General features: G+C 69.2%; 11 protein-coding genes and 1 pseudogene. 8 read left to right on the plus strand and 4 right to left on the minus strand.

The window, feature by feature from the left end:
- Window positions 1-35 precede the first annotated feature (35 nt).
- From MBELCI_RS13790 to MBELCI_RS13805, 5 genes are all read left to right on the plus strand, one after another.
- Window positions 36-1,256 carry an HlyD family secretion protein gene (locus tag MBELCI_RS13790; protein ID WP_021694860.1) on the plus strand — a complete coding sequence of 407 codons (1,221 nt, stop codon included), beginning with the start codon at window positions 36-38 and terminating at the stop codon, window positions 1,254-1,256.
- On the plus strand, window positions 1,253-2,854 hold the full coding sequence (locus tag MBELCI_RS13795) for a glycosyltransferase (protein ID WP_021694861.1): 1,602 nt from the start codon (window positions 1,253-1,255) through the stop codon (window positions 2,852-2,854). The genes MBELCI_RS13790 and MBELCI_RS13795 overlap by 4 nt, the downstream gene beginning before the upstream one ends.
- Before the next feature lie 241 nt (window positions 2,855-3,095).
- Complete coding sequence (locus MBELCI_RS21830) at window positions 3,096-3,236, plus strand: hypothetical protein (RefSeq protein WP_021694863.1); 141 nt, start codon at window positions 3,096-3,098, stop codon at window positions 3,234-3,236.
- The gene (locus MBELCI_RS13800; RefSeq protein WP_021694864.1) at window positions 3,233-4,297 is read left to right on the plus strand and encodes a family 8 glycosyl hydrolase; all 1,065 of its coding nucleotides are present in this window, start codon (window positions 3,233-3,235) and stop codon (window positions 4,295-4,297) included. The genes MBELCI_RS21830 and MBELCI_RS13800 overlap by 4 nt, the downstream gene beginning before the upstream one ends.
- Window positions 4,298-4,354: 57 nt before the next feature.
- A complete protein-coding gene (locus MBELCI_RS13805) occupies window positions 4,355-4,885 on the plus strand; it encodes a hypothetical protein (RefSeq protein WP_021694865.1) in 531 nt (176 codons plus the stop codon).
- A 20-nt stretch (window positions 4,886-4,905) separates the two neighbouring features.
- Here MBELCI_RS13805 and MBELCI_RS13810 read toward each other — a convergent pair whose 3' ends face one another.
- From MBELCI_RS13810 to MBELCI_RS13825, 4 genes are all read right to left on the minus strand, one after another.
- Window positions 4,906-5,661, minus strand: a complete 756-nt coding sequence (locus tag MBELCI_RS13810) for an SDR family NAD(P)-dependent oxidoreductase (RefSeq protein ID WP_045320192.1) — start codon at window positions 5,659-5,661, stop codon at window positions 4,906-4,908.
- Between the two features lie 14 nt (window positions 5,662-5,675).
- Complete coding sequence (locus MBELCI_RS13815; RefSeq protein ID WP_021694867.1) at window positions 5,676-7,007, minus strand: TRAP transporter large permease; 1,332 nt, start codon at window positions 7,005-7,007, stop codon at window positions 5,676-5,678.
- Complete coding sequence (locus MBELCI_RS13820) at window positions 7,000-7,491, minus strand: TRAP transporter small permease (RefSeq protein ID WP_021694868.1); 492 nt, start codon at window positions 7,489-7,491, stop codon at window positions 7,000-7,002. The genes MBELCI_RS13815 and MBELCI_RS13820 overlap by 8 nt, the downstream gene beginning before the upstream one ends.
- Before the next feature lie 73 nt (window positions 7,492-7,564).
- Window positions 7,565-8,569 (minus strand): DctP family TRAP transporter solute-binding subunit, encoded by a 1,005-nt coding sequence (locus MBELCI_RS13825; protein WP_021694869.1) that lies wholly within the window; start codon window positions 8,567-8,569, stop codon window positions 7,565-7,567.
- Between the two features lie 156 nt (window positions 8,570-8,725).
- Here MBELCI_RS13825 and MBELCI_RS13830 point away from each other — a divergent pair, with 156 nt between their 5' ends.
- From MBELCI_RS13830 to MBELCI_RS21835, 3 genes and pseudogenes are all read left to right on the plus strand, one after another.
- A complete protein-coding gene (locus MBELCI_RS13830) occupies window positions 8,726-9,571 on the plus strand; it encodes an IclR family transcriptional regulator (RefSeq protein ID WP_021694870.1) in 846 nt (281 codons plus the stop codon).
- Window positions 9,568-11,157: an acyl-CoA synthetase gene (locus MBELCI_RS13835; protein WP_021694871.1), complete on the plus strand. Its 1,590-nt coding sequence runs from the start codon at window positions 9,568-9,570 to the stop codon at window positions 11,155-11,157. Before MBELCI_RS13830 ends, MBELCI_RS13835 begins: the two co-directional genes overlap by 4 nt.
- A gap of 7 nt (window positions 11,158-11,164) precedes the next feature.
- A pseudogene (locus tag MBELCI_RS21835) lies at window positions 11,165-11,496 on the plus strand (hypothetical protein); the annotation flags it as partial.

Genomic DNA, 11,496 nt, shown 5'->3' on the forward strand with positions numbered 1-11,496 from the left:
GCTGCCGACCACGCTGCCGCAACAAGGAATGCCCCATGCGTCTCACCCGTCTCTTCATCGGCCTCGCGCTGATCCTCGTCTCGGTCTGGGTGATCGTCGGGGAGCAGATGGGCGGGGCCAGCGCCAACGCCATGGTCAATGCCCGTCTCACCACGCTGCGCGCGCCGCTGGCCGGGCGGATCACCATGCCCGACCTCGCCTTCGGCGCCACCGTGCGCGAGGGCGAGGAGCTGGCCTCGGTGGTCGATTTCTCGGTCGACCGGATCCGCCTCGACGATCTCGTGCTGGAATGGCAGCACGCGCAGGGCGAGCGCGACCGGCTGATCGACGTGATGACCGAAACCCGGCAGATGATGGAGTCGCTCTCGGTGCGCGCGGCGCGCTTCGAGCGCGGCAAGATCCGTCAGGTCGAGGTGCGGCTGCGCCACGCCCGCGCCCGGCTGGCGATGCTCGAGGAGCGGGCCGCGACCCCGTCCGCGCGCCTCGCTTCGCTCGAGCCCGAGATCCTGCTCGACGGCATGGCGTCCCGGCTGCGGCGCGACACCGCGCCCGTTGCCGCCCCGGCGGCCCCGGTGCCACAGACGCCCGTCGATCTGGCGCTGGCGATCGAGCTGGCGCGCGAGCAGGTCGGCGTGTTGGAGGCCGCAATCGCCTCGGCGCGCGACGGCGTGTTCCTCGCCGATGGCTACAATGACAGCCCCTATGCCGGGCAGCGGCTCTACGAGCTTCAGACGCGTTACGACGCGCTCGAAGCCGAGCATCGCGGTCAGCTCCGGGCGGTGCGCGATCTCGCGGCGCGGGTCACGCAGGAGCGGCTGAGCGTCAATCGGCGCGCCGAGGCGCCGCTCGCGGCGAACGTGAGCGGCCAGCTTTGGGAGGTGCTCGCGGGGGATGGCGAGCAGGTGGAGCGCGGACAGGACGTGCTGCGACTGCTCGATTGCGACCACGTCCTCGTCACCGCCTCGGTGAGCGAGAGCGTTTATAACGGGCTGCGGCAAGGCGACGCGGCGAAGTTCCGGATGTCGGGCAGCGGCGAGGTCTTCGACGCGACGGTCGAACGGCTCGCGGGCGCGGGGGCGGCCACGATCTACCGCAACCTCGCCGTGGCGCCGGGCCAGAAGCATCTCGAACGCTATGACGTCGCCGTCTCGGTGCCGGGCCTCGCGCGGTCGGAGGCGGGCGCTTGCCCGGTGGGCCGGACCGGCCGGGTCTTCTTCGAGGGCCGTCCGCTCGACCGGCTGCGTGGCCTGCTGTGATCGCGCTGCATCCCTGGCTCAGCGAAACCCAGAAAAGCTTCGCGCTGATGCTGCTGGCGCTGGGGGTGGTGGTGCTGTTGCCTCTGGTGCTCGACACGCGCAGGACGGTGCATCGGGTCGTCCTGCTCCTTGGCGTGATCGCGCTCGCGCTGCGCTATATCTGGTGGCGCGGCACCGAAACGCTGGCCCCGGTCGGGTTCGACCTCGACTTCGCCGCAAGCGGCACGCTCTACCTGCTCGAACTCGTGGCGATCCTGAGTTCGATCAACGCCGCTGTGCTGCTGATGCGCCGCCGCAACCGCCACGACGAGGCGACCGAGAACGCCGAATGGTGGGCGCCCGGACCGCCGCCGAAGGTGGCGGTGATGATCGCTACCTACAACGAGGAGCGCGAGGTGCTCGAGCGCAGCATCGTCGGGGCCATCTCGGTCGATTGGCCCGATGTCGAGGTGCTGGTGCTCGATGACGGGCGGCGCGACTGGCTTGCGACCTTCTGTGCGAAACACAGCGTGCGCCACGTCACCCGCTCCGACAACAGCCATGCCAAGGCGGGCAACATCAACCATGCGCTCGCGCTCCTCGAGGCCGAGGGGAACGCGCCCGATTTCTTTGCGGTGCTTGATGCCGATTTCGTGCCGCACCGGGATTTCCTGACCCGCTGCGTGGCGCTGTTCCACGACCATAGCGTCGGCCTCGTGCAGACGCCCCAGCACTTCTTCAACGCCGACCCGATCCAGCACAATCTCGGCCTGTCGCGCTCCTACCCTGACGAGCAGCGCTTCTTCTTCGATCACATCCAGCCCGCGCGCGATGGCTGGGGCGTGGCGATCTGCTGCGGCACCAGCTCGGTGATGCGCTGGAGCGCGCTGCGCGAGATCGGCGGCTTTCCGACCGACAGCGTCACCGAGGATTACCTGCTCAGCCTGACCCTGCAGGAGCGGGGTCTCTCGACTGCCTATCTGAACGAGCCGCTGACCGAAGGCCTCGCGGCCGAAGGGGTGGGCGAATACGTCACGCAGCGCGCGCGCTGGTGCCTCGGGCTGATGCAGATCGTGCGTGGTCGTCTCGGCCCCTTTGCCCGCAACGGTTTGCGGCTGCGCGACCGCTGGAGCGTGTTCGACACGCTGCTCTATTGGCTTGGCAGCTTTCCCTTCCGCTTCGCCGGGCTGGCCTTTCCGCTGCTCTACTGGTTCTTCGGCACGATCGTCGTCGATGCCCGCGTGCCCGACGTGCTGGCCTATTTCGGCGCCTATTACGTGGTCTCGCTCGGGGTGATGAACCTGCTGTCGCGCGGCACCGTCATCCCGGTGCTGCATGATGTGAGCCAGATCGTCGGGGCGGTTCCGATCATGCGCGCGGCGGTCCACGGGCTTCTGCGCCCCAAGGGTCACAAGTTCAAGGTCACTGCCAAGGGCGGCGACCGCAGCCGCGTCGTGGTGCAATGGCGGTTGATGATGCCGTATCTGGTGCTGATGGGGCTTTCGGTCGCGGGCTCTGGATCGGCAGCGCCTTCGACAGCCTTGCCCATTACGACGCGGGCGACGGCAAAATGGTGGTGCTGTTCTGGACGTTCTACAACCTCTTCGTGCTGTCCCTGACCATCCTTGCCTGCATCGAGCTGCCGCGCCAGGAACGCCATATCGCCGATGCGCCCGAGCGGGCGGCGTTTTCGGCGGGCGCGCATTCCGACCAGATCTGGTTGGCCTCGCTGACGCAGGATTCGGCGCGGATTCGCGGTCGGACCTACCCCGTGGGGATGCGCGGCATGCTGCATATCCCGCAGATCGGCGCGGTCGAGGCCACGGTGATCGCGCGACGGATGACGGTGCGCGGCTGCACTTGTCGCCCAGCCCCGAGATGCACCACGCGATGCTGCGCCGCTTCTACACCCAAGGGTCCGCGCCCGGCGTGGTCGAGGTGCATTTGGGCCAGCTCATCAGCGACATCGCGCGCCGTCTCAGCTTCAGCAGGGACGTATGAGCGCGCGGGATCTCAGCCGCCGCGCCTGCCTCGTTGGGCTGGCCGGTGCGACCGGCCTCGCGGGGATGGCGCCGGTGCGGGCGCTGGCGCTGGCGCCGGGCTTTGCCGGTTGGGAGGATTGGCGCGCCCGGTTCCTGACGCCCGAAGAGCGGGTGATCGACGACTATCAGGGCGACATCAGCCATTCCGAGGGGCAGGCTTGGGGGCTTTTGTTCGCGGTGGCCGCGAATGACTGGCCCGCCTTCGACGCGATCCGGGGCTGGACCAATGCCTTTCTGGCGGTGCGGCAGGATCCGCTTCTCGCTTGGCGCTTCGTGCCGGGCGAAGCGTGGGAGACGCGCGACTACAACAATGCCAGCGACGGCGACCTGTTCTATGCCTGGGCCCTGCTGCGCGGCGGGCGGCAGTTCTCGGACCCCGACGCGCTGGCGCAGGCCGAGCGGATCGCGCGCGGGCTGATCGAGATCTGCGTCGCCGAGGACCCGCGCCGTTCGGGGCGGCTGCAGCTTCTGCCGGGCGCGGAGCATTTCCGCCATGACGGGGGCCTCACGCTCAACCCCTCCTACATCATGCCGCGGGCGCTGCACGAGCTTGCCGCCGCCTTCGATCTGCCGATCCTCGCGCAGGTCGCCGAGGATGGCGCGGCGCTGCTTGAGGAGGTCGCCGCCGAGGGGCTGCCGCCCGACTGGCTCGGCCTCGATGGCGGCGGCTGGTCTGCGGCGGAGGGCGACAAGGGGCGCTTCGGCTACGACGCGATCCGGGTGCCGCTCTATCTGATCTGGTCGGGACGGGCCGGGCACCCGATGGTGCGGCAGGTGGCGCAGCTCTGGTCGCAGGGCGGGGAGGGCACGGCTGTTCGGGCCGGGCGGGACGGGCAGATCCTGCACCGCGACCCGTCGCCGGGATACGCGGCACTGGCCCGCACCGTGCGATTGGCCACCGCGCCCGAAAAGGTCATCGCTTCGGTCTCGACGCAGGCGGCCCGACAGGGCTACTACCCGGCAACCCTCGGCCTGCTGGCCGAACTCGTGGCGCATGATATCGGCATACCCGATACGTGATCTGCCCAGACCGGAGACCTTGCCGATGCGCCTGCCGAGCCTGATCGCCCTTGCCCTTTGCCTGAGCACAGGCTTCGCGCGCGCGATGGCGAATACCTGCAATTCGACCTCGGCCCGACCGACGGGACCGCCGTTGGCAGCCTCGAGCGCGACGGCATTTCCACCGGCTTCGTCTGGTCGCGCCATACGGATGGCGGCTCGATCGGCGTCTCGACGACCTTGTCGCGCGCTGTCGCGATCGCTGGCCGGGCGGTGACGCTTCGTTATGGTCCGGTGCTGCGCTTTGACGGCGATCCGGAGATCGGCGCCAAGCTGGTGGCCGAAAGCTACATTCCCACCGATTGGGGCGGCGTCTTCCTGATCGGCGAGATCGGCAGCATCGACCTGTCCTATTTCTCCATGATAGAGGCCAGCCGCAGCGCCGGGGGGATCTCCTTTGCCGCCGTGGCGACGGGCGATGATGACGGCTATTCCGAGCGCAGCCTCGTTCTGGCCAAGCGGCTGGGGCAATCCGACTGGCGGCTCCGGCTGGGCTACCGGCTGGAGGCGCGGGAGCTGTTTCTCGGCATGGCGCTCAATACCTTCTGAGACGCGGGACCGCTCCTGTCTCAGCCGCGCAGGGCCGGCAGGCCGATGCCGGTGGCCTCGAAGCCGCCATCCGCGGCCACGACCTGACCGGTGACATAGCTCGCCCGGTCAGAGCATAGAAACACGATCACTTCGGCGATCTCGGCTTCGGTGCCATAGCGGTTGAGCGGCATCGCGTCGTGATAGGCGGCGCGGATCTGCGGGGAATGCACCGCCAGCGCCAGCTTGGTGTCGACCGGGCCGGGGGCCACGCAATTGGCGCGGATGCCGTGTTCGCCTAGCTCCACTGCCTGCTGCTTGGTGAGATGGATCACCGCCGCCTTCGAGGTGCCATAGGCGACGCGCAGCGTGCTGGCGCGCAGGCCCGAGATCGAGGCGATGTTGACGATCGCCCCGCGCGTCGCGCACAGATCCGCCAGAAGCTCCTGCGACACGAGGAACACCGCGTCGAGATTGGTTTCCATGACCCGCCGCCAGCGGGCGAAATCGGTCTCGGCTATGGGGCCGAAATCGGCGACGCCGGCATTGTTGACCAGCGCGTCGACGCGGCCCAGCCCGTCGCGCACCGAACTGGCCATCCGCGTCACGTCCTCGGGCCGCGACACGTCGCAGACGACCGGCAGCACGGCGTCGCCGAGATGCGCCGCGGCCTCGCGCAGCGCCTCTTCGTCGCGGTCGATCATCGCGACGCGGCGGCCCCCTTCGACGAAGAGCCGGGTGGTGGCGAGGCCGATGCCGCGCGCGGCGCCGGTCACGAGGGCGGTCTTGGGGGTCATGATCGTCTCTCCCATCAGTTCAGCAATCGCGCGAGGCTCAGCGACAGCCCCGGCACGGCGGCGATCACGACAAGGCCCAGCAGGCTCGCCCCGAGGAACGGCAGCGCGCCGCGCGCGATCCGCTCGATCGGCAGTCGGGTGACGTTGGCGGCGACATAGAGGTTGATGCCGACGGGCGGCGTGATCAAGCCGATCGCAAGGTTGACCATCACCACGACGCCGAACCAGACTGGGTCCCAGCCCAGCTCGCGCATCACCGGCAGGAAGATGGGCAGCGACACGAACATCACCGTCACCGGGTCCATGAACATCCCCGCCACCAGGAGGATCGCCATGATCACCGCGAGGACCACCCATTCGTTGCCGCTTATCCCCAGAAGCGCGGCGGAGTAGCTGCCGACCAGATCCTCGACCGTGACGACCCAGCCGAACAGGCTCGCATAGGCGACGACCAGCATCACGACGGCCGAGGAGGCGGCCGCGTCCGCGAGCGCGTCGTAAAGGCCGCGCAGGTTCAGCGTGCGGTAGATCAGACCGCCGACGGCCAGCGCATAGACCGTGGCGACCAGCGCCGCCTCGGTGGGCGTGAAGATGCCCGAATAGATGCCGCCCAGGATCACCACCGGCGTCATCAGCCCCCAGAAGCTGTCGCGAAACGCCGACCAGAGGCGGCGGCCATAGGGCCGCGCCGCGTCGGGGATAGGCGCAAGGGCGGCGAGCGCGGGGCTGTGGGCGGGTGCGCCCGCGCGGTTCGCCAGCGGCAGCACCGCCAGCATGGCCAGCCCCATCACCAGACCCGGCACGATGGCGGCGATGAACAGCCGCGAGATCGAGGTCTCGGCAATGACGCCGTAGATCACCAGCCCGATCGAGGGCGGGATCACGATCGACAGCGCAGCGCCGGTGCAGACGAGACCGGCGGCATAGGTGCGCGGATAGCCGTCCTCCTCCATGCCCTTGATGATCATCGGGCCGATGGCGGCGACCGAAGCCGGGCCCGAGCCGCTCACCGCGCCCCAGAACAGGCAGACCACCGTGCCGACCACCCCCATGCCGCCGGGGGTCGAGCCGATCAGCACCCGAAAGAACCGGATCATCCTCTCGGCGATGCCGAGCGATCCCATCAGCGTGCCCGCGAGGATGAAGAAGGGAATGGCGAGCAGCGAATACTTGGTGATGCCGGTGGCGATCAGGTCGCCCGCCAGATCGAAGCCGAAGCCGATGCGCCACATCGCGTACATCGCCGAGAGCCCGAGCGCGAAGGCCACCGGCACCCGCAGCGCCATCAGCCCGAAAAAGGCCAGCACCATCTGGCTTCCCGCCGAAAGGCCGAAAAGTTCAAACATCGGGGATCGACCCGGGATCCGGTGCGCCGCACAGGATGGCGAATGCATGTTGCAGGTAGCGCAGCAGCACCAGCGCAAAGCCGAAGGGCACCGCGGCCTGATAGTACCACGCGGGCAGGCCGAGCGCGTAGGAGCGCATGCCGTTGCCCCACAAATTCGCCAGCACCTGCCAAGAGAACCACGCCGACATCGCCAAAAGCAGCGCCGACAGCGCCAGCGACAGCACGAACACCGCGCGCGCCACGGGCCGCGGCAGCGCGTCGGCTACCAAAGTCACCGCCAGATGCTCGCCGCGCCGCGCTGCGATGGCCGCACCGAAGATGGTGAGCAGCAAAAAACCGTTGGTCAGCAGCTCTTCGGTCGCGGCGAGCGAATAGTTCGTGCCGTAGCGCACCACCACATTGGCAAAGCCAAGCAGCGTCATGGCGAGGAAGATCGCGGCGCAGACGATCTTCTCCGCGTCGCGCAGGATGAAGCCCAACATGCGGCTCTCCGAAGGGTCTGGACGGGACGGGGCGGTCTGGGCGGGGCGGCGTCGGGCCGCCCCGACGGTCGGGTCACTGGGCCGTGGCGATGGCGTCCTTGAAGGCGGCGACGATCTCGGGGCCGACCTTTTCGGACCACTGGTCGAAGGCAGGCTGGGTCGCCTCGCGGAAGGCGGCGAGCTCGGCCTCGGTGGGCTCGTAGACCTCCATGCCCATGTCGCGCAGAAAGGCGATGCCTTCCTCGGTGCTCTGGCGGGTGATCTCGCGCTGGTAGCTCATCGCCTCTTCGGCGGCGGCGCGGATCTGCTCTTGGGTGTCCGCGTCGTAGCTGTCCCACTTGGCCTTGGAGATGCCGAGGAAGATCGGGTCGTAGGAGTAGTGCCACGCGGTCAGGTGGTCCTGCACCTCGTAGACCTGCTGCGGGATGATCACCGCGCCGATCGGGTTTTCCTGCCCGTCGACCACGCCCTGCTGCAGCGCGGTCAGCGTCTCGCCCCATTGCATCTGCTGCGGGTTGGCGCCGAGCGCGTTCATCACGTCGATATACATCGGCCCGGCGACGCGCATGTTGAGGCCCTTCATGTCATCCGGCGACTTGATCGGGCGGACCGAATTGGTCACCTCGCGAAACCCGTTCTCGCCCCAGGCGAGGACCTCGATGCCCTTGTCGCGCAGGATGTCTTCGAGCATGTCGGCGGCGGGGCCTTGGGTGGTCGCGTCGACCTGCGCGTAATCGGCATAGAGATAGGGCAGCGAGAACACCGCCATCTCGGGCACCAGAGGTGTCACGTTGATCGCCGAAGTCACCACGAGATCGAGCGCGCCGCGCCCGACCATCTCGGCCTGCCGCATCTGGTCGCCGCCCGAAAGCTGGGCGTTGGGAAAGACCCGCGCGTCGATCTCGCCGCCCGTCTTTTCGGAGAGAAGCTCGACGAAACGCTCGGCGCCTTTGTGCCAGGTCGTGGTGTCGCCGGTGTTATGCGACAGCCGCAGCGTTTCGGCAAAGGCGGCCCCGCTCATCAGGCCCCCGGCCACGATCGACGCCACGGTGAGCGCGCCCAGCTTTGCGAATGTCATGCGATTCCTCCCCTATATGATGCGGACCCGAAGGCCTCGCCGCTCCTCCCCGAGCGGTGCGTTCCACATCATGGAGCAAATTACGCCGCGTCGAACAAGTAGAACTTGCCAAAAACATGCGGCGCGCCTGAACATGGCGGGCGGGAGGAGATCGTTTTGGGAGAGGCGAGAGGGGCCGAGGTCCACATCGTGGAAGGGCAGGGCAGCGGCGGCGCGCAGAGCGTGGACCGCGCGCTCGGGCTCTTGCGTCTCGTCGGGCGGCAGCCGGAAGAGGGGGTGCCGCTTGCGGCGCTGGTGGCGATGAGCGGGCTCAACAAGCCGACGGTGCGGCGGCTGATGCTGGCGCTGATCCGGGCGGGGATGATTGAGCAGGAAACGGGCCGGCGGCGCTACAGGCTCGGGCAGGAGAGCTATGTTCTGGGCACCCTCGCGGCGGTGCGCCATGGTCTTGCCGAAATGGCGGGCGACGCGCTGGCGGATCTGGCGCGCGACAGCGGCGACACCGCCTTCTTGTCGGTGCGGCGCGGCGATGCGGCGGTCTGCCTGCAGCGCGAGGAAGGGGCCTATCCGATCCGCACCCATGCCCTGATGCCCGGCGCGCGGCATCCGCTGGGCGTCGGCGCGGGGTCGCTGGCGATGCTCGCGGCGCTGCCGCCGGGCGAGGCCGAGGCGGTGCTCGAGGCGAACCGCGAGGTGCTCGCGCGCGACTACCCGGCCCTGCCGCCCGAGCGGCTGCGCGAACTCGCGGCGCGGGCCCGCGAGGCGGGGTACGCTCTCAATCCCGGCCTCGTCTTTCCCGACAGCTGGGGCATCGGCGTGGCGCTGCGCCGCCCCGATGGCGGCGTCGCGGGCGCGGTGTCGATCGCCGCCGTGGCCGGGCGGATGCAGCCGCCCCGCTCGGAGGCGTTCGCGCCGCTCCTGACGGCGGCGGCGGCACGGATCGAGGCACGGCTGGCGCGCGCCTATGCGACCGCGCCGCAATCAGAAGGATCGGGGCAATGAACGCGACACCTTGGCCGAACATGACGCCGGTTTCAGACAGGGTGATGAACCTGTCGCAGCTTCTGGGCGAGACCGCGCGGCGGCACGGCGCGGCGGTGGGTTTCGTCTGGGGCGAGGCGCGCTGGAGCTTTCGCGAGATGGAGGCGCGCTCGGCCGCCTTCGCGCAGGCGCTGCTGCACGAGTTCGGGGTGCGGCCGGGCGACCGGCTCCTCGTGCAGTCGGCCAATTGCAACCAGATGTTCGAGGCGATGTTCGCCTGCTGGCGCGTCGGCGCGGTCTGGGTGCCCGCCAATTTCCGGCAGTCGCCGGAGGAGGTCGCATGGCTGGCGCGGGCCTCCGGCGCGCGCGGGCTGATCTGCGGCGCGGGGTTCGCCGATCACGCCGCCGCCTGCGAGGCCGAGTTCACCGTGGCGATCGGCACGGCCCAATTCGCCCCCGATTACGAGGCGCTGGTGGCGCGGCACGCTGGGCACGCGCCGACCCCGGTCGCGGTGGGGCGCGACACGCCTGCTTGGTTCTTCTTCACCTCCGGCACCACGGGGCGGCCCAAGGCGGCGGTGCTGACACATGGCCAGCTTGCCTTCGTGATCAACAACCATCTGTGCGACCTGATGCCCGGCACCACCGAGGCGGACGCCTCGCTCGTCGTGGCGCCGCTGTCGCACGGGGCGGGCATCCACCAGCTGAGCCAGGTGGCGCGCGGCGTGAAGACGATCCTGCCTGCGGGCGAGACGTTCGACCCCGAGGAGATCTGGCGGCTGGTCGCGAAATGGCGCGTCACCAACGCCTTCACGGTGCCGACCATCGTCAAGATGCTGGTCGAACACCCCGCCATCGCGGCGCATGACCATTCCTCGCTGCGCCATCTGGTCTATGCGGGCGCGCCGATGTACCGCGCCGACCAGATCCGGGCGATCGAGGCGCTGGGTCCGGTGCTGGTGCAGTATTTCGGCTTGGGCGAGGTGACGGGCAACATCACCGTGCTGCCGCCCGCGCATCACCATGCCGATGACGGGGCCATGCGGATCGGCACCTGCGGTTTTGCGCGCACCGGCATGCAGGTGCAGGTGCAAAACGCGGCGGGCCGGGCCTGCGCGCCGCACGAGACAGGGGAGATCGCGGTGATCGGCCCGGCGGTCTTCGCAGGCTATTTCGACAACCCGGAGGCCAACGTCAAGTCGTTCCGCGACGGCTGGTTCCTCACCGGCGATCTGGGCTATATGGACGAAGAGGGGTTTCTCTATCTCACGGGCCGCGCCTCGGACATGTACATCTCGGGCGGCTCGAACATCCATCCGCGCGAGATCGAGGAAAAGATCCTCATGCATCCCGACATCTCGGAGGTGGCGGTGCTCGGCGTGCCCGACCCGGTCTGGGGCGAGGTCGGCCTCGCGGTCTGCGTGACCCGAGGCGGGGCTGGGTGCGACGAGGCGGCGCTGCTGGCGTGGCTGGCGACGCGGATCGCGCGCTACAAGCTGCCGCGCCGGGTGGTGTTCTGGGATCGGATGCCGAAATCCGGCTATGGCAAGATCACCAAGAAGATGATCCGCGAGGCCCTCGTCGCGCGCGGCGAAATCGCCCCGTGATTGCGCCATGATCGCCCCACCTTGCCATCCCGGCCCGCCGCGCGCCTTGCGCATCGCGAGCCTCGCCTGCCGGGCACATCCGCTGCGGCTGCGGCTGCGCGGCGGGCGACCCTTCGACCGGGTGGTGGCCGAGGCCTTTGCGGAGCAGGGGTTCGAGGCGGGGGGATCTGCGGCTGCACGATGTCGGCATGGCACGGGATCGACTATGTCCGCCCCGCCCCCGCCCCCCGGCTCACCGGGCCCGGTGGCATGGTACAGTGCGATCCGGCGGCTCGCACCGGCCCGGATAGCGGAGGCCGGCGTGCATCTGGGCCGCCGCGCGCGCGCCTTCGTGCATGG

Origin of the sequence: Limimaricola cinnabarinus LL-001, from assembly GCF_000466965.1 — a bacterium.
Classification (GTDB): domain Bacteria; phylum Pseudomonadota; class Alphaproteobacteria; order Rhodobacterales; family Rhodobacteraceae; genus Limimaricola; species Limimaricola cinnabarinus.

Excerpts from the sequence above, each read along its gene's own strand:
- MBELCI_RS13825 (WP_021694869.1), bottom strand. The coding sequence starts at position 8,569 with ATGACATTCGCAAAGCTGGGCGCGCTCACCGTGGCGTCGATCGTGGCC.
- MBELCI_RS13800 (WP_021694864.1), top strand. The coding sequence starts at position 3,233 with ATGAGCGCGCGGGATCTCAGCCGCCGCGCCTGCCTCGTTGGGCTGGCC.
- MBELCI_RS13810 (WP_045320192.1), bottom strand. The coding sequence starts at position 5,661 with ATGACCCCCAAGACCGCCCTCGTGACCGGCGCCGCGCGCGGCATCGGC.
- MBELCI_RS13820 (WP_021694868.1), bottom strand. The coding sequence starts at position 7,491 with ATGTTGGGCTTCATCCTGCGCGACGCGGAGAAGATCGTCTGCGCCGCG.
- MBELCI_RS13790 (WP_021694860.1), top strand. The coding sequence starts at position 36 with ATGCGTCTCACCCGTCTCTTCATCGGCCTCGCGCTGATCCTCGTCTCG.
- MBELCI_RS13835 (WP_021694871.1), top strand. The coding sequence starts at position 9,568 with ATGAACGCGACACCTTGGCCGAACATGACGCCGGTTTCAGACAGGGTG.
- MBELCI_RS13815 (WP_021694867.1), bottom strand. The coding sequence starts at position 7,007 with ATGTTTGAACTTTTCGGCCTTTCGGCGGGAAGCCAGATGGTGCTGGCC.